Source organism: Fusobacteria bacterium ZRK30 (genome assembly GCA_024628785.1).
Taxonomy (GTDB): Bacteria; Fusobacteriota; Fusobacteriia; order Fusobacteriales; family Fusobacteriaceae; genus Psychrilyobacter.
Genome location: CP102405.1, coordinates 1867213 through 1889049, shown reverse-complemented (window position 1 = coordinate 1889049; position 21837 = coordinate 1867213). Strand labels below are relative to the sequence as shown.

Here is a 21837-nt window from a genome sequence, read left to right as displayed (position 1 = left end):
ATATCTGTTAAAAGAACTTTTCTAGGAATTTTTTTTTAAATTCAAAGCTGTATGTAATTGATTTATTAGAAATCTTGAGAATGTTTTTGTTCTTAGCTAACTTGCTGACTTCTTTATCAGAAAATAATTTTTTGGACATATTTTCCCCCTTTAAATTCTTATTAAAAAAATTATATCAAAAAACCATAAAACAGACACTTTTTTATGTGTGTTCAGTTTCATGGTTACAGTTTAATTAGGAGTGTCCTTTTAAGTTTGATTTTGCTGACTTCATTAATGAAAGCTCTAAAATAGTTATTATATCTCTTTCTTAAATTCAAATTTCCTAGAAGTTCCGATACTCTTTTTTATTACATCTTATAAAAATTAAAAAAAACTAAATTTTGAATAAACTAAAACTTAAGCTAAACTCTTATTATTGCAAAAAAATGGATTTATTAAAAAATAAGGTAAGGGGGAAGTAATGAAAGAATTTTTAGAAATATTTAGTGACAAAGAAACTGTACAAAGTTATAAATTTATTGAAGAATTTATTGTATATATTGATACTCAAAGAATAGGGGTAAAAATTGAAAAAGATGAATATGGAAGATATCATCATTCATGTTCTCATCACTATCAGGGTAGTGAACAAGCAGCACCTTATGTGAGTTCTTTATGTATAGCTGATTCTAAAAAAGAGGCCTACATCAATGCTCACAGAGAATTATTATCATTCTATGATGCTAATGATGAAAATAAAAGATGGGTAAAAAGTGGCTATTATTAAATTACTTTTGAAGTATTACAAAAGTTTAAAATAACTTCAATAATATAAATAAATACAACACAACAGGATAAAATGTTGCAAAAATCATTTTTATGATAATTAAAGAAATAAAAAGGAAGTATTAACTAAAAAGGTTAGTACTTCCTTTTTTTTTATCAAAATTTCTAATGAGTCTTCTAAAATATTGATCTCTCCAAGTTGTACTTTCTTTAATAATTGTTTTAACAATTTATTACTATTTATCTCAACCTCTATCAATGTCCTGATTATTTTTATTTCTTTCAGGTCCACTCTTAAATTTGCTGTATATTCCATTATAATCACCTCAATTTGTATTTTTCTTAGAATAATTCATAAATTATCCCTACTTAATAAGTATAGGGTTTTTCAAATTTATAATCTTTATAAATTATATAGCCGTAGACAGTAGATCCGGTGGCTGCCTTCTTCCAATCTCTTCCAGATTTAAAATAAACAGTTCCTTTTTTAGTCTCATAGGAGCAGAAACCTTTGTGGTTTTGTTAGTCAAATAATCACTATGAGAACTTACGAAGCATCTGTACTTTTAGTCCTAATGAGGTTTATTTTTTTTTGATCATAGGTTATAGCCTATTGTAAAGATCAATAATTAGTATTTTACTTATCGTTAAAATCAGCTTAAAATAAAGCTATATTAATAAAAGGAGTGAAAGATTATGAATATTAAAAAAATTATACCAGGATTTATTGTTTGTTCTATTATTGCATATATTGGAACTGTTTTAGGTGGTATATTTCCTAAATTAGGAGGAGCCAGTTTTGCAATTATACTTGGAATTATTCTTGGAAACACGTTAGTTAAAAGTGAGAAATTTGCTGCTGGATCTGTTTTTTCAGAATCAAACCTATTATCTTATTCTATAGTTCTTTTAGGAGGAACATTAAATATCTATAGTGTTTTCAGTGTTGGAGTTAAAGGTGTAAGTTTTATTATCATTCAGATGATGATAACTGTAGCAGCTTCTGTCTGGATTGGAAAAAAGATGAAATTTAAGAAGAAATTTACATACCTAATGGGTAGTGGAAACGCAGTATGTGGATCATCGGCAATCGGAGCAGTTTCTCCAGTTGTTAAACCTGAACAAAATGATCTTGGAATATCTATTACAATAGTAAACTTAGTTGGAACGGTATTAATGTTTTTACTTCCTTTTACTTCTAGAGTAATATTTCATGGAGACACAGTTATGACTTCTGCTCTTATAGGGGGTATTCTTCAATCGGTAGGTCAAGTTATTGGTGCAGGTCAATTAGTTAATAATGAAGTATTACAGTTAGCTACAATCTTTAAGATAATAAGAATTATCTTCATAGTAGTATTAGTAAGTTATTTAGGTAAAAAAGTTGCAAAAGATAGTAAGTTAGCTAAGATTGAGAAAGAAGTAGAAATTGAAGTTGAAGTTGAAGTAAATGAAACTACTTTAGAAGAAACTAAAAAAAGAGGATTTAAAAAATTAAACATACCTTGGTATATCACTGGATTTTTCATTTTTACAACTCTAAAAACTTTAGGAGTATTCAATGGAGATCTTTCAAATATATTCCATTCTATAAGTTCTAAATTTGAGATAATAGCACTTGCAGGAATCGGAATGAGAGTTAAATTTAGTACTTTATTTAGTCAAGGACCTAAAGCTCTAACATATGGATTAATCATTGGCGTTGTACAAGTAGTTGCAGCCGTTGCGTTAATAGAGCTTATGTATGGATTATCATTCTAAAGATATGAGATCAAATAAACAGTAGTTATTTATAAGTTTATTAAAACTTATTTAAAATATAAAAAAATTATATATTTGAAAAGAAATATATTTGGAGGTTAATATGAAATTATCAAGTTATCTAAATCCTAAGTGTATCTACTTAAATTTAGAGGGAAATACGAAAGAAGAGATTATTGGTCAAATGATCGACAATACTGCTAAAAATGATAAAACATTTAATGAATCTGTAGATCTAATAAGGAAATCTATTTTTGATAGAGAAGCTATGGTCTCTACTGCAATGGGAAGCGGTATTGCTATTCCCCATGGTAGGATAGATGGATATGACGATATCTTAGTTTCTATAGGTATCATGAAAAATCCTATTAAATGTGATACGGCAGATATGAGAAATCAAGATGACGTAAAAATCTTCTTTATGATCACTGCTGAAACTTTAAAGAGTAAAGTTATCTTAAAGATCATGTCTTCTATCACTAAGATAACTGTTAAAGACAAGGTCCTCTTAGAAAAATTGAAAAATGCCAAGACAGGGTCTGAGGTATATGATCTATTAAATCATATCGATGTAAAGGTGGAAAATAAGATCACCACTGAAGATGTTATGGATCATACAATAAAACCAGTAAGCCCTAACGATACCTTAGATGATATCGCAAGAAGACTTATCAGAGAAGAAAAATCAGGATTTCCAGTTGTAGATACTGATGGAACTTTTTTAGGTGAAATGACAGAAAGAGAGTTAATCTTATTTGGAATGCCTAAGTATACTTTGGTGATGGATGATTTAGATTTCTTAACTATAGGAGAACCTTTTGAGGAATACTTAAAGAATGAAAAGATAACTAGAATTGAAGATATTTATAGGAAAACAACAACAATTGTAGACAGGAAAACGCCTATAATGGAAATGTGTTTCCTTATGGAAAATAAGGGTTTTACCAGAATATATGTAGTTGAAAATGGTAAATATTACGGAACAATTTTAAGATCACATATAATCAAAAAAGTTTTACACATATAAGTTTAGGAGGAAAGTAAAGATGCAGTTAGCAATAGGTTTAATTATATTTATAGCGACATTTTATTTAATAATAACAGAAAAAGTTCCAGGTCCAATAGCTACTCTTTTAGGTGGTCTTTCTATGGCCCTTGTAGGAATTATAAACGAACACCAAGCACTTAATGCTATCGGTTCAAGACTAGAGATAATTCTCTTACTTGTAGGGATGATGATAATAGTTCATTTTATCTCAGAAACAGGAGTGTTTCAATACTTAGCAATAAAGGTAGCACAGTTAGTAAAGGGAGAACCTTTTCTATTACTTATCCTCCTTGCAGTAATTACAGCTTTATGTTCAGCGTTTTTAGATAATGTAACTACTATCTTATTAATGGCTCCAGTATCTATCTTATTAGCAAACCAGCTAAAAATAGATCCATTTGTATATATTATGACCCTCATAATGTCAGCAAATATAGGAGGATTAGCTACACTAATCGGTGACCCTACTCAACTTATCATAGGAGTAGAAGGTAAGATTGGTTTTAATACTTTCTTAGCTAACACAGCTCCAGTTGCTATTATTTCATTGGTAGTACTTATTATTACTGTTTATTTTATGTATGGTCGAAAGATGAAAGTATCAAGAGATCTAAAAGCTAGAGTAATGGAACTAGATGCTTCTAGATCATTAAAAGATATTAAATTATTAAGAGAATCAGCAACTATATTTGCTCTTGTTATCTTTGGATTTTTAATGAATAACTTTATCGATAAAGGTTTAGCAATAATGGCTCTTACTGGTGCAGTAGCATTAATCTTAATCACGAAAAGTGAACCTGTAGAAGTTTTCAAACATGTAGAATGGGACACACTATTCTTCTTTATGGGGTTATTTATGTTAATTCAAGGGATAGAAGCTACAGGAGTTGTAGACCTTGTAGGAGATAAAGTTTTAGAATTAGCTGATGGTCATTTACACTATGCTGCCACCATGATACTTTGGATTTCAGCCTTGTTTACATCTGTTATAGGAAATGTAGCCAATGCAGCTATGGTTTCTAAGATCATTCATTTTATGTTACCTACTTTTGTAGGAGAAAATACTATGTCACTTTGGTGGGCACTATCTATGGGATCTCTTTTGGGAGGAAACATCACTATCTTAGCATCGGCAACCAATGTAGTAGCTATAAACTCAGCTAATAAAGCAGGATGTAAGATAAGCTTCGGTAAATTCTTGAAATTTGGAATCGTTATAGCTATTCAAACTTTAGTTATAGCTAATGTTTATCTACTTGTTAGATACTTTTAAAAATTGTTGAAAAAAAGATCCTAAAAATCTTTTTTAATGTACATCCTATTAATAAGAAATTTTAAAGCAATTAAGCTTTTTATATAAAAAAAATGAGGTGATTAAAATTGGAAAATAAAGAAATCATTGTAGATGTTTTGACAGTAGCAAATATTATTTCAATGGCTGGAAAAGAACTATTAGGTAATGTAGTAGAAAATTATAATGTAAATCAAAATGAGTATTACTTGTTACGTTATTTAGAAAAAAATCCAGGAGAAATACAGTATAATTTTTTAAAGTATACAACATTAACTAAATCTAGAATTAATCAGATAGTAAGTAAATTAGAAAAAATGGGGTATTTAGAAAAGAAGTCAGAGATGACAGGTGGTCTTTAAAAAAAACCATTATATTTAACAAAATTAGGTGAAATGGTAGTAAAAGAAGGCATAGAAAAAATTTATGATAATACTATAAAAAATTTCAATGAAAAAAAGATTTTTCAATATGAAACATATAGAAATGAGATGGTTGAAATTTTGACTAATATGAAGCTTATTTTTGGAATAAGAACTCCTAAATACCTAGAAGAAAAGTAAAAATAAAATTGATCCATTAAACAAATCTATAAATAGAGTAAAATTTTATTTGTTAGAAAAGGTAAATTAATTTAAGTACTCTTGATTTGTAAGCCCTATCATCAAGTTAGTTAGTTATAAAATAAGAATTCTTCTTTTTAAATATTTTAGCTATTTTGACACTTAGTTTAACAACAAGATGTCAATTGACATTGATTAAAGGTTTTTTATGTGTTTTTATGTTATCAGAGAAAATTAATAAAAGGTGATTAAATAAAAAGAAAAGGAAGTGTACTTACGTTGTCAAATTAAATGCAACACTTTTCAATTTCACCCCAAAATACTTCTTTTGGGGTTTTCCAATTTAAACACTTCCTTGGTCTATTATTAATTTTGTTTACCGCTTTATAAAATTCACATCTCTTTATCTTACTAAAAATAGTCCCTTTAGGGAAAGTTCTCCTTAATAAACCGTTTGTATTCTCATTTGTTCCTCTCTCCCATGAGTGATAAGGGTTAGCAAAATAAGCTTTAATACCTAATGCTTCCTCTAATTCTTTAAATTTAGAGAATTCTTTCCCGTTATCCGATGTAAATGTTTTTATGTATTCTTTAGGTATATATTTAAAATTCTCTATTGTTGCCTCATTAAAAGTATCTGATTTTCTATTAATCATTAGCTCCGCTACAAGATATCTTGATTTCCTATCAACATAAGTCATCATAGCACCTTTTTTCCTGCGCCAACGATAGTATCGCTTTCAAAATGACCAATCTCACTTCTATCATTCGCTTCTTCAGACCTTTCTTCTATCATCTTTTTATTAGGGATTTTACCCCTTGTTTCTTTCAATCCTCTAGGCTTTTGTTTGCCTTTTCTAGTTAAAAGGTATTTAGTACTCTCCGTAAGAAAATCAAGATATATTGCTCTATAAATTGTTTTAAATGAAATAGAATATTGGTTGTCTAATTTAGCTCTTCCTGATATTTGTTCTGGACTCCAACCTGATTCTAACTTTTCTTGAATATCTACCAAAAGGATCGAATCTCTTAATTTGTGCTTTCTTCCACAAAGTTGTTTTCTTTTTTTGTATAAAAACTGGGCTTTATTAGGAGTGTACTCACCATCAACTGAATTTCTATTAATTTCTCTATAAATACTAACTCTATTTTTCTTTAATTTAGCTGCAATAAAACTAATTGATTTTTTTTGCGCTAAAAATTTAAATATACTTTCTCTTTCTTCAATGGTAAAATGTTTATGATTCATAAATACTCCTTTAATGTTTGGTCGCACTTACATTATACCAAGGAAATATTTATGAATTTTTTTTGTTGCATTTAATTATACAATTCAAGTTAAAAAAGGAAATAAAAAAAAAGAAAGTATAAAAAAATAACAAATGGATCTTAAATTTCAATTAATTTTTAAATTTTATAGCAAAAATGTGATGCACTAATACTTAAAATAACATAAATGTTGAAGAGGTGATACTAATGGAAAAAAAAGAAGTCATTTGTTTAAAGTGCAAGCAAAAATTTATTACTGAAATTGATTCAAAGGGAATCCCGTATAGAAGGATATGTAGTAAGTGTAAAAAAAGTATTCAGAAATTTGGAAGAGGCGTAAGTGGGACTACTTAAATGAAAATTGGAGGGGAATATGAAAAAGCCTATAATTGGAATAACATCAGCTTATGAAGAAGAAAAAGAATTAAAACACTACCACCGGACAACAGTTTGTATTGATTATGCTGAGTCAATAGTTAAAGCAGGTGGAATTCCTCTTGTAATACCTGTATTGAATGATAGAGAGGTAATTAAGAGTCAATTAGAGCTTGTTGACGGACTTCTTATGTCAGGTGGACTAGATATTAATCCAAGATATTATAATCAAGATTTTTTAGAAGGTACTAAACTTGTCTCTCCTGAAAGAGATGAAAATGAATGGATAATATTAGAAGAGTATTTGGCTACAAATAAGCCTATTCTAGGTATATGTAGAGGTATGCAAATGATCAATGTTTTTAAAGGCGGAACACTTCATCAGGATGTAAAGAATATATCAAAAGAAATACTCAAGCATACTCAAGACTATCTCCCTGAATTAAAAGTCCACAAAATCAATATCAAAAAAAATAGTATCTTAAGTGATTTATTTGGAGAACAGCTTGTAACTAACTCATTCCATCATCAAGCCTTAGATGAAATAGGGAACGGATTAAAAATTGTTGCTACTACCAACGATGGGATAATAGAAGCTATTGAGAGTAAGGAGGATAGATTTCTATTAGGAGTGCAATGGCATCCTGAAATGATGACAGCCCGTGGGAATAAAGACATGCTTAAAATTTTTGAAAAATTTATACAAGTAACAAAAAATAAAGGAGGTATACAATGATAAATTCATTTATGGAAAGTTTAGTTTCATTTTTATGGGGTTTACCTTTAATTTTAACTATATTTATAACTGGAATATACTTTACACTCAGAAGTGGTTTTTTTCAAATAAGATTCTTTAATCATATATTTAGTCAGACTATAGGTAAAATTATAAAAAATAGAAAAACCGAAGGGGAGGAAGAAGGAATAGGAATAATAACACCTTTCCAAGCAGTAAGTACTGCAATTGGAGGATCGGTTGGTGTCGGAAATATTGGAGGAGTAGCCACAGCTATAGCTACAGGTGGACCAGGGGCATTACTTTGGTTATGGATTGCTGCTGCTTTAGGAATGATAATAAAGATGGCGGAGGTTACTTTAGGAGTACACTATAGAAATATAGATGAAAATGGTTCACCTTATGGAGGACCTACTTATTATATGGAAAAAGGTCTTGGAGAAGAAAAAGGTTTTAAATATTGGTATGTCTTTGCTCTTATGTTTGGAGGCGGGATATTCTCGACGTTCTTTATAACGGTACAAAACTACACAGTATCAGAAGCTGTTAGTTCTACATTTGGAATTAATCTTCTCACAGCCAGTGTTATTTATATTGTTTTCAATTATATTATGATTATGAAGGGAATTTCAGGGTTAGGAAAAATAGCAGGAAAATTAGTCCCTTTTATGTGTTTATTTTATGTAGGTTCAGGTTTATTCATAATCTTTTCTAATATAAGTGCCCTTCCAGCGGCATTTAAATTAATATTCGAAGGAGCGTTTAATGGTACTGCTGCAGTTGGAGGATTTACAGGTGCGGCATTTATAGCGGTAATGAGGACAGGAATTGCAAGATCTGTATTTAGTAATGAAGCTGGATGGGGTAGTTCTCCAATGATTCATGCTTCTGCAAAAACAAATCATCCTATAAAACAAGGTTTATGGGGAGCATTTGAAGTATTTGTAGACACCATGATAGTATGTAGTATTACTGCTCTTGTAATAATTATGTCAGGAGTATGGAATAGTGGATTAACTGGAGCATCCTTAACTTTGTCAGCATTTGAAACTGGTATGGGATCATCTAGTAGGATATTTTTGGCAACAGGAATATTTTTATTTGGAGTAACAACCTCTTCAGGTTGGTATGCTTATTATGAGATTATTTTAAGACATTTAATGAAAAAAAATATATCCTTGAAAAATAAAATTTTAAAATTCTTTAAGATCTTCTATCCTATCCCTGGATTCTTAATGGTAGTTATAGCAGTTTCTTCTGGTATGCCAGGAGGAACAGTATGGCTTTTAGCAGATATAACTACAGCGGTTCCTACGTTTATTAATGTTGCTACGATTTTAATTTTGAGTGGTAAATTCTTTGAATTATTAAAAGATTACAAAGAAAAATATATATATAAAACAAAGAGCCTTACAAATCAAAATTTTGTTGAAGAATAAAATAAAAATATAAAAAATAAGGAGGAAGAAATGAAAAAAATTATATTATTACTTTTAACTTTATCCATCATAGGATGCGGTGGTAAAAAAGAAGAAAATGTTATTAGAGAAACAGAACAAAAATTAAGATTTGTAATGGCTTCCGATCCAAAATTTATGGATCCGGGGTTAAATTCAGAATCAGTGGCAGGAGCATTAATAAACAATTTATTTGAAGGACTAATTAGAGAGGTTGGTGGTGAATTAAAACCAGGTATAACAAAAAATTATAAAATCAGCGAAGATAAAAAAACATATACTTTTAATTTGAAGAAAACTAAATGGTCTGATGGAAAGCCATTAACTGCAAATGATTTTAAATACTCTTGGATAAGAGCATTATCACCTGAAACGTCATCAACATATGCTATGTTATTTTTTCCCATAAAAGGAGCAGAAGAGTTTTACAATGGTAATGGTAAGATTGAAAATATAGGTGTAGAAGTTATTGATGATTATACATTAAAAGTTGAATTAGATGCTCCTACCCCATATTTCTTAGATTTAACAGCATTTTATACGTATCTGCCTGTTAGAAAAGATATTATTGAAAAATATGGAGAAAATTGGACAAAAGATCCAAATACATTTATATCAAATGGTCCTTTTAAATTAGAATCGTATTCTATTGGTGAAAAATTTGTATTAATTAAAAATAAACAATATTGGAATGCCAATAATATAAAATTAGAAAAAATTGAAGCACCTATAATATCTGATGAATCGACAGCATTAACAGCATTTGAAAATAAATCGGTAGACATTATTTCTAATATTCCATCCCAAGAATTAGTAAAATTAAATGCTGAAAGTAGTGAATTTTACATTACACCTGGTACAGGAACTTATTTTTATGTCTTTAATAATAATAAATACCCCACAGATAATATAAATGTAAGAAAAGCTTTGACTTACGCAATCGACAGGGAAGCTATCGTAGAAAACATTACTAGAGGTCAAGAAATTCCAGCTAAATCTTATATTCCTATAACCAATGCAATTAAAGATTCAAAGGGAGATGTTTTAGCAGAAAAAACAAAATGGAATGTTCCAACAAGAGAAAATATAGAAAAAGCTAAAAAATATCTAGCGGAAGCAGGCTTTCCTGGTGGGAAGGGTTTTCCTAAATTAGAATTACTATATAATACTTCAGAGAATCATAAAGCAGTAGCTGAAGCAATGCAAGCGATGTGGAAGAAGAATTTGAATATTGATGTGAACTTAGTAAATCAAGAATGGGCTGTATTTTTAAATACTCGTGGTAAAGGAGAATATAATGGTGTCGCAAGATTTGGCTGGTCGATAGATTACCCGGATGCTCTATCTATGTTAGAAGTTTTTTCATCAGTAGAAGGATCAAACAGTGCTCAATGGATAAAGCCTGCCTATAACACTTTATTAGAAAAAATTAGAGTAGAAAGTAACGGAGATAAAAGAGATAAACTTATACATGAAGCAGAAGATATGCTTTTAAATGATTACGCAAGTTTACCATTATATTATTATACAAATAAATTTATGGTAGGTTCAAAGGTAAAAGGATGGGAAAGAGCTTCTTTAGGCTTTTGGTATTTTGGTAATATATCAATCGAAGATTAAAACAACATAAATAAAGTAAACCTTAAAAGGGCACCTAGATAATAAACTGTAACCTTTGTCAAGGACACTAGAAAAAAGAGTGGCAAAATTTTAAACAATCAAAAGATGATTTCTGTATTCTACAGGAGTCATCTTTTTTAAATCACATTGGTATTTGTCGTTGTTATAGATAAAAAAGGGGAAGAGTCCCGAAAAAGAACAATTAAAAATTACTGCAAATAATCAAACTAAATATAATTTCGGTTATATTATATTCTTAAAAAAATAAATCGTTGGCATTATTAGTGTTTATCCAATTTGGTGTTTTAAGAGTATCTGCGGACAGTCTAAGAACCAATAAAACAGTATAGACCACAAACAAAAAATGAAAAAACACTAAATAAATGTACAATAAATTACATGTTAAAATAACTAAAAAAAGTCTACCTTAATTGGTAGACTTTTTGGTTATTCTTTTTCAAGAATTTAGATTTAATAATCTAATTAATAGAAACAAAATTGTACGTTGCATTTTTCTTACCATTTTATTTACTCTTATTTTAAATTTTTTATAATATTTGATATAGCTATAGAAGATACTCCTTTTAATGCATTTTCTATTTTATTGTAATCTCCAATGTATTCATCTGTTTTATGATGTTCAGTATTCGAGTTCATCGTGGTTATATTTTCAACATCCTTAAAAACAACTTCATTATTACTATTGATTATTTTAGCTTCAATAACCATTATTGGTCTTAACTCTTTAGAAAATCCTTGCCTCTGACCAAAACCATATAATCTAACAACAAACTGTAATTCAAATTCTGAATCATTGGAATTATTTATCCCTGCTTTTTTAAGTTCTTCACTTGCCGACTCAAACACTATGTTTTTTATGTCAATATCATTGGTTTCCATAGTTTTAATAAATTTTTCTTTTTTATTATCCATACCATTTGCTATAGCATCACCTAGAAGGCTATTTATTCCGCCTCTTATGCTGCTTTGTACATCACTAAAAAACATGTCATCTTTAATTATTACTGTCTCAGATAACTTCAATGATCTTGACTGATTTAACTCTTTTAATTTCTTATTACTGGAAGAACAACCAACCATCATTAAAATTAAAATTGACAATACAAAAACCTTTTTCATTTCACCTACTCCTTTTTAATCTACTATAGATACACTTTCATCACTATATTATAGTATATATTTATGAATCAAAAATGTCAATTTAAAGACCCTTTTATGTTAATAAATAAAAATGAGAAAGTGTTGAGACAAATCATCATTTGTTTTATTCTATACTAGGGATCTCTCACTTTATAAGCGTCTTTTAATATTACTTTTTAATTTTTTTGTAACTTTCATTTTAAAGAGTAATAAAATCAGCCTTAGAAGGCACTATGAATTTAGTGTCCTTTTATTTGGTATTTTTTACTACTTTGTTTTCGATTTCGTTAGAATTTTGTCCGCGATTATTTGATTGTTTTAATAAAAACAATCATTAAGTATAAAAGCAAATTCATATTGTATCTAACATAATTTTATTTTATTTCAAAAGCCTGATAAATTAATCATTTTAATCCAAACAAATATGAATTTGTTTGACCTTTAGGGGTCAAATAATCGCAAACAAAGACTAAAAAAAGACTGTAAACTTAATCGTCTACAGTCTGAATACCCCTGATTTTAGGAGTACTTTTTATTATTTTAATTAAAACTTGCTTTTAAATCCCACTCTTACGAATGCTGTATCATCAACTTTACCAGTAGAATTATCGTCATTTTGTTCTACATAGTATCCAGCTTGTAAATAAAGTGAGTTCCTATCACTTAAAGTTTTAGTAGCTTTAACTGATGGTTCTGCATAAATTACATAAGATTCTTTACCATCTACATCTTTACCAGTTACATCATTTAAATCATTAAAATTTCTTGCACCGAATGAATATGGATCAAATCCACCTTCGAATAACGCTTCTACTTTTACATCATTAGCACTATATAGTGGATAGTTGGCATATGCATATGCCTCTATCTTTACATTGTTATAATCTTGAGTATTTTTCCCACCTAGAGTATAGTCATAGTAGATATTTCCTTCGATCTCTAAATAATCATTTATTGTATATGAGTTTTCAAATGATGTTGAAATTGAATAAGCATTCTTTGTAGATGCTTCATCTGGTGAATAATGTTGGAACGCTAAACCTGCTCTTACTAATGAGCTTAATCCTTCAACGTCTGTAAATAAGTGCCATGTTGGCTGAACTCTGAAATATTGTTTATTTCCACCTTTTCCACTGCCGTATGTATTTGTTTTTAATTCTGTTCTTACTTCCATATTGTCAACAGATGTTTGGGTATGTAATCTTAATCTCATCTCTGTTCTATCTTCTGCGGTATTACCACTTTCTCTAGTATCTCCAAGATCTCCACTACCTACGTTACTGTAATTTCTAATTCTCGCTTCTAATCTGTTATTTTCGTTGAAGTGGAAATTTGTTTTTACTTCTAATCTATTTTCATCAAATCTTACCCTGTCATTGATACTAAAAATACTTAATGGTTTTACCTCTTTTTTTAACATTTCTGGATTTTCATCCATTGCAAATGATACCATTCCCAGTGTCATTAATCCAGCTAATAAAGCTATTCTTCTCTTGTTCATTTCTTTCCTCCTAATAATCTATCTAACTTATAATTCGTCGTCAAAAACTTTGACGAACAAACTTTACGAAAGAAGTATATCTTGAAATTAAAATATTTGCAAGTTTTTTTATTAAAACAGTAAACAATGAGAAACGAATGAGGCATAGTTGCATAAATTATTCTCCTACTCTTTTTTAGTATTTTGTTTACCATTAAAGAGTTAAAATTCTATAGTCTAATTAATAAAACAAATTATCATTTTAACTAAAATTAATTATTATTTATTGATCTATATTTTTTTAGGGAAAACTGGTCAATAAATTATAAACACTGCCTGATCTATAAGTAGCTCCCCTGTTCTCCCTATAAAAATTTTGTAATAAAAATATTTTTTTATTCACTTACAATATGTTTTATGGTAAAATCGTTTTATTGTCAAATGAAAAGGCGAATAAATAAACGAAAGACAGGAGGTATTATTTTGAAAAAAAAATTAATGTTATTGGGGGCAGGTGTCTTAATCTTTTCTCTGACAGCATATGGAGTATTAGATGAAAAGGATTATAGCGGAACATATAAGGGGATATACTGGAAGGGGCACTCCAAGGGTGTGGCTCTAAAAGAAGCTAAACAAAAGATTGAAACAGTCTTGACATTGGAAAAGGATGGGACAATTACAGATGCAAAGATGGACTTTTTAGTTTCAAAAAAAGGAAAATGGATAGCTAGAAATAACCCTGAAGCTGACGTATCGGTGGAATTTTCCGTAGATCCTGTTAAAGCTACTCCAGGTCCTGAGTACAAGAAGGGTATATCCATGTTTGATATAAAAACTAACGATAAGATGGGATTCTATGCTGTTGCAGTAGATGATGATGGAACAGTGGCTCTTGCAATAGTAGATGCTGTTATTCGTTACCAGTTAGAAACTAAATTTAAACCCGGTTTTGACTTTAATTCAAAATTTGAGGATCTAGTTATCAATAAAGAATTAATTCCTACGGTAAAAACTTCAAAAAGTGGAATGTTAAAACCAAAAGACTGGTCTAAACTGGAAGGGAAGAATTTATATGCAATTCACCCTTTTAACCATGTAATTAAAAAGAGAGGGATTTTAAAGGGAACGGATAAAAATTCAACCCTTATTGAGGTCCTAACTGCTTTAGGTGTAAAGTTTAACAACGGAGTTCCTGAAAAGATGGATGCTAAATACGGATTCCATTCCAACGGAGGCTGGAATGGGAACTATAATGCCGTTGCAAAATATCTTATTGGTAAAAACGTCAATGAAGTAAAGTCATTAATAGATTGGTCTCCTAAGAGGTATTCAGGAGCTATCAATGAAAATAATTATTTTGGAATAGATATAACTGCCGGCGCAACTAAAACTGTTCAAAATTCATTTGACGGGATAGCGGGATCTACAGTACGTATGTCACGGGAAAATACTTCTTATATGGATGCTTTGGTAAAAGCCGGTGTTCTCGATGAAAAAGATGTTATTAAAGGACGTTTTTAGAAAAATAAAATTTCAGACAGTTTTTAGGGGGAATTAACAATGAAAAGGATTGAAAGTATAAGGCAGAAGATCCTAATAGTATTTGCTTGTATTGCAGTGCTTGTAGTGCTTTACGATAAGTTTACCGCTATGCCTGAATACAAGGGGAAAGGCCAAGGGTTTTTAGGCGAGGTATGGGTCAAGGTTACTATGGATGGAAAGGAAATTAAAAACATTATAGTAACAAAACATGGGGATACTCCTGGTATAGCGAAGACAGCCATGGACAGTGTGATTCCAGAGATCATTATGAATCAGAGTTTAGAAGTAGATAATGTTGCAGGAGCTACGTATATCTCTGAAGGGATCAAGGAAGCTGTAAGAGAAGCGGTTGTAGAAGCAGGAGTTAATTTTGAATAAAGAGATGATTTTTTTAGCGTCCTTAACAAGGGTTAAAGATTAGAGAATTATTCCTTTTTTATTTTTAGAAATCAGTTGAAAGAGTAACAAATGTTACCGAAAATTCAAATTAAATCTGTTATAATATTTTGAAGAAAAAAATAAAAAATAAAGGATGATTGAAATGTTATATATTTTATATTATACAGAAACAGGAAACACAGAAAAAGTAGCACTAAAACTTAAAGAAAAACTCAGTGGTGCAGTGGTAGTAAATATTAATAACTTTGATTCTAATGTTCTCAAAGGAGAGGATACTCTTATATTAGGGTGTGCCGCTTATGGAGACGAAGAACTGAGTCTAGAAATGGAAACATTTATAGATAATATTAATTATGAATTAAATGGAAAAACACTGGGGCTATTTGGTAGTTATGGTTCAGGGGATGAGTCATGGATGGATAAATGGATAAAAAAAATAGAAGGTTTAGGAGCTAAAGTTATAGATAATGGATTAAGAGTTCAGAGAGATTCTATAGAGGAAGCCTTTTATGATAAATATGCAAATTTTTTTAAAAAACAAAAGATTTCTTTATAATTGTACAGTTGTATGAGTAGACAGAAATTAGAACCACTAGTACAAGCCACGGGGCGAGATATCTACAAAGTATAAATACTGTACAAAAAGTAATAACGGGGGAAGGAAAATGGTTAAAACAATATAATATTCCTTATTAGAATAAATAATTTTAATAAAAAATAATGAATTTTAATAAGGAGAAAAATATGGAAAAGAAATATGAAAATTGGATGGATTCACATTATTTAAAGGATAGGATAAATAGGGTCTGTCTCATATTTTGTGTAAACCTCCAAATTGGTGTAGAATAAAATCACACTAAAACGGAGGTTTTTTTCATGAGAAAAAGAGACAAAGATCTATCACCTGATGAACTTGCGCGAAAAGAATTAATTAAGGATTATCTAAAAAAATTACCCAGTTATGACAGTTTAGATCTTGGCGCATTAGCCAGAGAGATGATGGGTCAAATGCTAGAAAATGCTTTAGAAGGAGAATTAGAGGAACAACTTGGCTATAGTAAATATGACTATAGAAATAAACTTACAGATAACTCTAGAAATGGTTATTCTAAAAAATCTTTAAAGGGCAGTTCTGGAATAATTGATATCTCTGTTCCTAGAGATAGAGATAATGAATTTGAGCCACAAATTATTAAAAAAAATCAAAATTCAATAACTCAAGAGTTTGAGAGAAAAGTTACATCTTTATTCGCTAAAGGGATGACTCTTAGCGATATCAAGTACCATGTTGCTGATATGTATGATTTTGATGTCTCTGAAAGCTCTATCAGTAGAATTACTGATAAAATACTTCCTGTTGCCAAAGAATGGCAAGATAGACCTCTAGAAGAAAGATATGCTGTAGTATTTATGGACGCTATCCATTACAATGTTCGTAGCGAAGGGCGCATAGTTAAAAAGGCGGTCTACATAGCCATTGGAATTAATATGGATGGTATGAAAGAAGTATTAGGAATGTGGGTTGGTGAAAATGAAAGTGCTAAATTCTGGCTGCTAAAAATGAATGAATTAAAAAATCGGGGTTTAAATGATATTCTCATCGTATGTGTTGATGGATTGACAGGCTTTTCTAATGCTATCTTAGCAGTTTATCCTGATACAGAAATACAACAGTGTATAATCCATCAAATTAGAAATACGACTAGATATGTATCCTACAAAGATATTAAAGAGCTGATGATAGACCTAAAAAAAGTTTATAAAGCTAATACAGAAGATATTGCTCTATTTGAATTAGATAATTTTGAAGAAAAATGGAAGAAGAAATATCCACAAATAGCTATTTCCTGGAAGTCTAATTGGGCCAACTTATCTACATATTTTAAATATCCACAAGAAATCAGGACTCTAATTTATACAACTAATACAATAGAGGGATTTAATAGACAGTTAAGAAAACCAAGTAAAAGTAGATCTGTTTTTCCTTCAGATGATAGTCTATTCAAGCTCCTTTATCTTATTACAATGGATATCACACAGAAATGGACTGGGCGCCGAAGAGATTGGGGTATAATTCACTCCCAATTGCAAATATTTTTTGAAGAACGATTAAAGTAAGTGCAATCTAAAATATACCTTTTCAAAGAGGCTAATTTTAGGCTCTAATCTTGACATACAAAAATTAAAGTTCTAATATATTAAAAAGGAGAAGTAATAATTAAAGTAATTATACCTCTCTATTTTATAGAAATTTTACATTGATTTTTAGAGTTTACACAAAACTTGCAACAGCCCCACCGCTGCTTATAAGATGTTTTTTATTCTTATCAGAAACTTTAAAAATTTTTCCAATCCCATACCCGATCTGAGATCCTAATTGGATAGACGGTCCTCCCCTTCCAAGAGAAAGGCCACTTCCAATACTGAGAAGACCTCCAATGAATTTATAAAAAAGTTCTTTAATCCAACTATATTCAAATTGCATGAGAAGTACCCCTTTTATTTGTGGAATTCCACTTCCTTTTATCATAGGATGTTTAGTAATTAATCTGTTGAGTGTGATTGCAATAAAAATAAAAACAACTATAGTTATTCCGAATAAATATAGTTTACCTGAAGCTATCTCAGAAAAAGTTTTTATTCTGAGGTTAGTCATTAAATTTAGAGAAATGCGATAAGCTACGACTACTAATCCTGTCAAAATACCAGTTATAATACTTAATAGATACAGCCTGATATTTTTATTTTGAACGATTTCACTTAAATTACCTAATTTCATTTAATTCTCCCTTTTTTTATTGTTGAAAGTATTCTTTTTTTACAATATTTTTCATGAGGTTTACTAGTATTTAGAGGATCTTCAGAGTACTCAAATTTTATGAACATTCAATAATTATTTATCTATATTAATTATACTACATGAAAGGAGTAATTTAAGGATATTTTATTACTTTTAAGGTATAATTAGTAGATGGGATGAGACTTTATTCTAAGAAAAATAACCCTATACTTTAAGCTGCAGGACGAGATATAAATAATGAAAATAAAAAACAGGATGAGAATCATCCTGTTTTTATTATTATATTTATTCAGCTATAAAATTAATTTCTGTTCTTCTGTTATTTTTTCTTTGCTCAAGAGTAGAATTATCATTTAAGAAATTAGTTTCTCCTAATCCTTCAGATATAACTTCAATATTTTCATTATTAAGGTTGGCCTTAATTTTATCAGCTACCCTATCAGCTCTTTCTTGGGAAAGGTTTCTATTATATTCTTCAGAACCTCTATTATCAGTATAACTTGTCACTTTAAGTATTCCTGATTCCTCAGCTAAATCGTTATCGATGTTTTTAAAAAATGATTCGTTATTAGTATCAGACTCTAATTTATTAGTTTCGTAATTTTCTGTAACTACTAAAGAGCTGTATTTATCAAGCATTGTTTCCCTAAGGGCTTTTTCTTGAGCTAATCTATTTTGCTCTTCTATCTGTCTTTCTTGAGCTAACCTATTCTCTTCTTCCAATTTTTTTATTTCTGCTTGCTGTTTTTCATATTCAGCTTTAGCAGCGGCTTCTTTTTCTCTTGAGATTACGTCTCTCTTGTTTTCACCAAATTTATAACCAAATTTGATAGAAGCTAAGTTAGCTCTATCACCTGAATACATGTCAGAAGAACCACTTAGATCCATAGACTCATAAAGCGCTTCTAAAGTGAAGTTTCCAAGTTCTTTTCCTATACCAACAGCACCATAGAACCCATCTTTAGCACTAGAATTGTCATAGATTGACCACCCCGCTCTACCGACTAAATAAAATAAATCTTCTCCAATCCCATATTTACCAGTCAAATATATAGGAAAAGCATTTGCTTTTGTTTCTGCTAATACATTGTTTCCATCTCCACCAGAAAATTCAGATTTCCATTCCATTCCAATACCGTAGTCAAAAGGTCTGTTTTCAGCATTGAATAATAGTTCTGCTCCTAAACTTCCTCCCTTATCAAAGCTTGAGTATGAATTATTACCTTCTCTCCAAGGTTCAAAGCCACCTTTAAGTTCTAATTGAGCTCCATAAGTTATTCCGCTGATTGCTATGGCTGCAAGCATAATTGATAGTTTTTTCATATTATTCCTCCTTGTATTTGAAAGCATTTGCTTAATATTTACTTAATAATTAATTGTAGCAAAATTAAAATAAAGTTACAATATATTAGAAAAATATTTCTGTATTAATAATAGTTAAATAAAGGATATTATATAAAAAATTGTAAATCAAATAAAAGGAAATTAAAAAATAATCAAATATAATCATTTATTTTTAATGTCTAAGATAAGTCATGGAGGGGTTAAATGAAAAAAGTCTTAATTTTAGGTGGGAATCAATTTTTAGGAAAACATATATGTGAAAAATTAATAGCTGAAAAATATCAGGTATATGTCTTTAACAGAGGTACGCGAATCAATCCTTCAGGAGCAATTCATCTAAAGGGAGATAGAAATAAAAGGAAAGAGGTATGTACTCTTTTAGATCTATACAACCTTTTGGATTTACATTGTCTTTTAGACTCACATAAATTTGAAGCCATTATCGATGTATCTGCTTATGAACCAGAGCAAATAAAAATGTCTCTGGAGATTCTTAAGGGGAAGTATAAAAAATATATCTTTATAAGCAGCGCTTCTGTTTATCAAAATATAAAAAAAGTACCAGCAAAAGAAGAGGACGAAATAGGTGGAAATTTTATTTGGGGGAATTACGCTCTAAATAAATTTTTATGTGAAGAAACACTTAAAGAGTTTTCCACGAGAAATAATTCTAATTTTGTTATTTTCAGACCTTTTTATATTTTTGGACCTGAGAATAATCTGGATAGAGAAACTTATTTTTTTAACCGAATTTTAGATGAAAAACCAATTTTTGTGCCTTCCAAAGATTCAATTATTCAATTTGGATACGTTAAAGATCTGGCTAATAATATCTTTAAAGCTGTAAAAAATGATAATTTTAACAATAATATTTTTAATATATCGGGAAATGAATATATGAATTTTAAAGAAATGTTAAAAATTATGGAAGAAGTGGTAGGGAAAAAAGCCATAATTGAAGGTATAGATGACAGTAATATTAAAGTGAGAGACTGGTTTCCTTTTAGAACTGAAAATTTATATGGGGATATTTCTAAACTCAATGAAAAAGGCGGATCTATAGATTACAGTTTTAAAGAAGGGATGGTAGAAACTTTTAATTATTGTTTAGAGAATAATTTGTTGGGAAAATATAAAGTTTATCCTTTAGAGAAAAGGTTTATTGAGATGTTAAATAGTAAAATTTAAAAATAAACAGATGATGTAAAAAGGTGGTGAAATATGGAAATTACATTAAATCATACAATTGTCCCTTCAAAAAATAATGTTGAATCTGCGAAGTTCTATGAAAAAATATTTGGATTTAAATTTATTAAAGAGTTAGGTCACTTTGCAGTGGTAAAAGTTAATTCAACATTAACTTTAGATTTTGACACACGAGATCATTTTTCTAAAAACCATTATGCTTTTAAAGTTGATGATGAACAATTTGATAAAATATTTAAGCGTATAAAAATTGATAATATTGATTTCGGTAGCGGACCATACTCAGATAAAGATGGTAAGATCAACAATCGCTACGGTGGCCGTGGAGTTTATTTTAGAGACCTAAACGGTCATTTGTTGGAAATATTAACAGCAGATATTGAAGATTGACTCAATAAAAAATGCCCAAAATATTTTGGGCATTTTTTTATATAAGAAGTTTAAAGTAATACATATAACTAAAAAAATATTAAAATTATTGCAAAAACACTAAAAAAAAGTTAAAATATCCACGATTATCTTAATTAGAAGTAGTGGAATAAAAAGTGTTAAGGGGGAAAGATAAAATGGGAAGAAAAATATTAATAATTTTAACAATAGTCTTCGTATTTGTTGGATGTGGAAAGAAGGATGAGTATATAGAAAGGGTTAAAAGTTCTCATCTCAATATGTATCCAAAAGTTGAATTTGGAAAAGTATTGGATAAGGTGACCAAAAATGAAAAATGGTTACATTTTGAAGATGAAGAAGGTAATTTTGTAGAATTTAAAGGTACTTTAGTCAATCCTGATACAAAAAAGAAAATAGACCTTTTAATTCAATGGAAGGTAACAGCAGGTGGTTACGATCCATATTATTTTGGAGTTGACGGAGAGTCTGTAGCCCTACTTGGATATGGGATGCTTATTCCAATGATATATGCATTGTATTTAGATATTGATGTAGAAGAATTAGGGGTCTAAATATTTTTTTAATAATAAACTAAAAATCCCATTGAGGAAAAATATAAAATATAAA

Annotated in this window: 23 protein-coding genes and 1 pseudogene; 17 read left to right on the top strand and 7 right to left on the bottom strand. The window is 29.5% G+C overall.

All coding sequences use genetic code 11. The annotated features are described in order from the left end of the window. Window positions 1-7: 7 nt before the first annotated feature. A complete protein-coding gene (locus NRK67_14305; protein UUV18447.1) occupies window positions 8-139 on the bottom strand; it encodes a hypothetical protein in 132 nt (43 codons plus the stop codon). Window positions 140-463: 324 nt separating this feature from the next. Here NRK67_14305 and NRK67_14300 point away from each other — a divergent pair, with 324 nt between their 5' ends. Further along, window positions 464-769: a hypothetical protein gene (locus NRK67_14300; GenBank protein UUV18446.1), complete on the top strand. Its 306-nt coding sequence runs from the start codon at window positions 464-466 to the stop codon at window positions 767-769. A gap of 99 nt (window positions 770-868) precedes the next feature. Here the strand turns inward: NRK67_14300 and NRK67_14295 are convergent, their stop codons facing one another. Beyond that, a complete protein-coding gene (locus NRK67_14295) occupies window positions 869-1084 on the bottom strand; it encodes a hypothetical protein (GenBank protein ID UUV18445.1) in 216 nt (71 codons plus the stop codon). Between the two features lie 380 nt (window positions 1085-1464). Between NRK67_14295 and NRK67_14290 the strand changes: the two genes are divergently transcribed. The 5 genes from NRK67_14290 to NRK67_14270 all read left to right on the top strand — a co-directional run bounded on the left by NRK67_14290 (window position 1465) and on the right by NRK67_14270 (window position 5431). Further along, window positions 1465-2529: a YeiH family protein gene (locus NRK67_14290; GenBank protein ID UUV18444.1), complete on the top strand. Its 1065-nt coding sequence runs from the start codon at window positions 1465-1467 to the stop codon at window positions 2527-2529. Window positions 2530-2632: 103 nt separating this feature from the next. Next, complete coding sequence (locus NRK67_14285) at window positions 2633-3556, top strand: PTS sugar transporter subunit IIA (protein ID UUV18443.1); 924 nt, start codon at window positions 2633-2635, stop codon at window positions 3554-3556. Between the two features lie 19 nt (window positions 3557-3575). Further along, entirely contained in the window at window positions 3576-4850 is a 1275-nt protein-coding gene (locus NRK67_14280) for an ArsB/NhaD family transporter (protein ID UUV18442.1), read from the top strand. A 107-nt stretch (window positions 4851-4957) separates the two neighbouring features. Then, window positions 4958-5230: a MarR family transcriptional regulator gene (locus tag NRK67_14275; protein UUV18441.1), complete on the top strand. Its 273-nt coding sequence runs from the start codon at window positions 4958-4960 to the stop codon at window positions 5228-5230. Between the two features lie 33 nt (window positions 5231-5263). After that, a complete protein-coding gene (locus NRK67_14270; GenBank protein UUV18440.1) occupies window positions 5264-5431 on the top strand; it encodes a hypothetical protein in 168 nt (55 codons plus the stop codon). A 287-nt stretch (window positions 5432-5718) separates the two neighbouring features. Here the strand turns inward: NRK67_14270 and NRK67_14265 are convergent. Beyond that, window positions 5719-6680 (bottom strand): annotated as a pseudogene (locus NRK67_14265) (IS30 family transposase). Between the two features lie 227 nt (window positions 6681-6907). Between NRK67_14265 and NRK67_14260 the strand changes: the two are divergent. From NRK67_14260 to NRK67_14245, 4 genes are read left to right on the top strand one after another with little or no spacing between them, the layout of a single operon-like run. Continuing rightward, window positions 6908-7054: a hypothetical protein gene (locus NRK67_14260; protein UUV18439.1), complete on the top strand. Its 147-nt coding sequence runs from the start codon at window positions 6908-6910 to the stop codon at window positions 7052-7054. 19 nt (window positions 7055-7073) lie between these two features. Continuing rightward, window positions 7074-7811: a gamma-glutamyl-gamma-aminobutyrate hydrolase family protein gene (locus NRK67_14255; protein ID UUV18438.1), complete on the top strand. Its 738-nt coding sequence runs from the start codon at window positions 7074-7076 to the stop codon at window positions 7809-7811. After that, a complete protein-coding gene (locus NRK67_14250; protein UUV18437.1) occupies window positions 7808-9250 on the top strand; it encodes an amino acid carrier protein in 1443 nt (480 codons plus the stop codon). The genes NRK67_14255 and NRK67_14250 overlap by 4 nt, the downstream gene beginning before the upstream one ends. Window positions 9251-9280: 30 nt before the next feature. Further along, the gene (locus tag NRK67_14245) at window positions 9281-10888 is read left to right on the top strand and encodes a peptide ABC transporter substrate-binding protein (protein UUV18436.1); all 1608 of its coding nucleotides are present in this window, start codon (window positions 9281-9283) and stop codon (window positions 10886-10888) included. A 534-nt stretch (window positions 10889-11422) separates the two neighbouring features. On the opposite strand, the gene NRK67_14240 is transcribed toward NRK67_14245, so the two are convergent. Both NRK67_14240 and NRK67_14235 read right to left on the bottom strand, forming a co-directional pair. Beyond that, window positions 11423-11992 (bottom strand): hypothetical protein, encoded by a 570-nt coding sequence (locus NRK67_14240; GenBank protein ID UUV18435.1) that lies wholly within the window; start codon window positions 11990-11992, stop codon window positions 11423-11425. 601 nt (window positions 11993-12593) lie between these two features. Continuing rightward, a complete protein-coding gene (locus NRK67_14235) occupies window positions 12594-13550 on the bottom strand; it encodes a hypothetical protein (GenBank protein UUV18434.1) in 957 nt (318 codons plus the stop codon). Window positions 13551-14012: 462 nt separating this feature from the next. Between NRK67_14235 and NRK67_14230 the strand changes: the two genes are divergently transcribed. The 4 genes from NRK67_14230 (at window position 14013) to NRK67_14215 (ending at window position 17588) form a co-directional block, all read left to right on the top strand. Beyond that, complete coding sequence (locus NRK67_14230; protein ID UUV18433.1) at window positions 14013-15050, top strand: hypothetical protein; 1038 nt, start codon at window positions 14013-14015, stop codon at window positions 15048-15050. Between the two features lie 39 nt (window positions 15051-15089). Continuing rightward, entirely contained in the window at window positions 15090-15449 is a 360-nt protein-coding gene (locus NRK67_14225; protein ID UUV18432.1) for an FMN-binding protein, read from the top strand. Window positions 15450-15612: 163 nt separating this feature from the next. Next, on the top strand, window positions 15613-16026 hold the full coding sequence (locus tag NRK67_14220; protein ID UUV18431.1) for a flavodoxin domain-containing protein: 414 nt from the start codon (window positions 15613-15615) through the stop codon (window positions 16024-16026). A 320-nt stretch (window positions 16027-16346) separates the two neighbouring features. After that, the gene (locus tag NRK67_14215; protein UUV18430.1) at window positions 16347-17588 is read left to right on the top strand and encodes an IS256 family transposase; all 1242 of its coding nucleotides are present in this window, start codon (window positions 16347-16349) and stop codon (window positions 17586-17588) included. A 154-nt stretch (window positions 17589-17742) separates the two neighbouring features. On the opposite strand, the gene NRK67_14210 is transcribed toward NRK67_14215, so the two are convergent. After that, window positions 17743-18249, bottom strand: a complete 507-nt coding sequence (locus tag NRK67_14210) for a chloride channel protein (GenBank protein ID UUV18429.1) — start codon at window positions 18247-18249, stop codon at window positions 17743-17745. A gap of 306 nt (window positions 18250-18555) precedes the next feature. Next, window positions 18556-19593, bottom strand: coding sequence for an OmpA family protein (locus tag NRK67_14205; GenBank protein ID UUV18428.1), 1038 nt, complete (start codon window positions 19591-19593; stop codon window positions 18556-18558). Between the two features lie 225 nt (window positions 19594-19818). Between NRK67_14205 and NRK67_14200 the strand changes: the two genes are divergently transcribed. The 3 genes from NRK67_14200 to NRK67_14190 all read left to right on the top strand — a co-directional run bounded on the left by NRK67_14200 (window position 19819) and on the right by NRK67_14190 (window position 21782). Then, on the top strand, window positions 19819-20802 hold the full coding sequence (locus NRK67_14200; protein ID UUV18427.1) for an NAD-dependent epimerase/dehydratase family protein: 984 nt from the start codon (window positions 19819-19821) through the stop codon (window positions 20800-20802). Between the two features lie 33 nt (window positions 20803-20835). Next, entirely contained in the window at window positions 20836-21210 is a 375-nt protein-coding gene (locus tag NRK67_14195; protein UUV18426.1) for a VOC family protein, read from the top strand. A 176-nt stretch (window positions 21211-21386) separates the two neighbouring features. Then, complete coding sequence (locus NRK67_14190) at window positions 21387-21782, top strand: hypothetical protein (GenBank protein ID UUV18425.1); 396 nt, start codon at window positions 21387-21389, stop codon at window positions 21780-21782. Window positions 21783-21837: the final 55 nt, after the last annotated feature.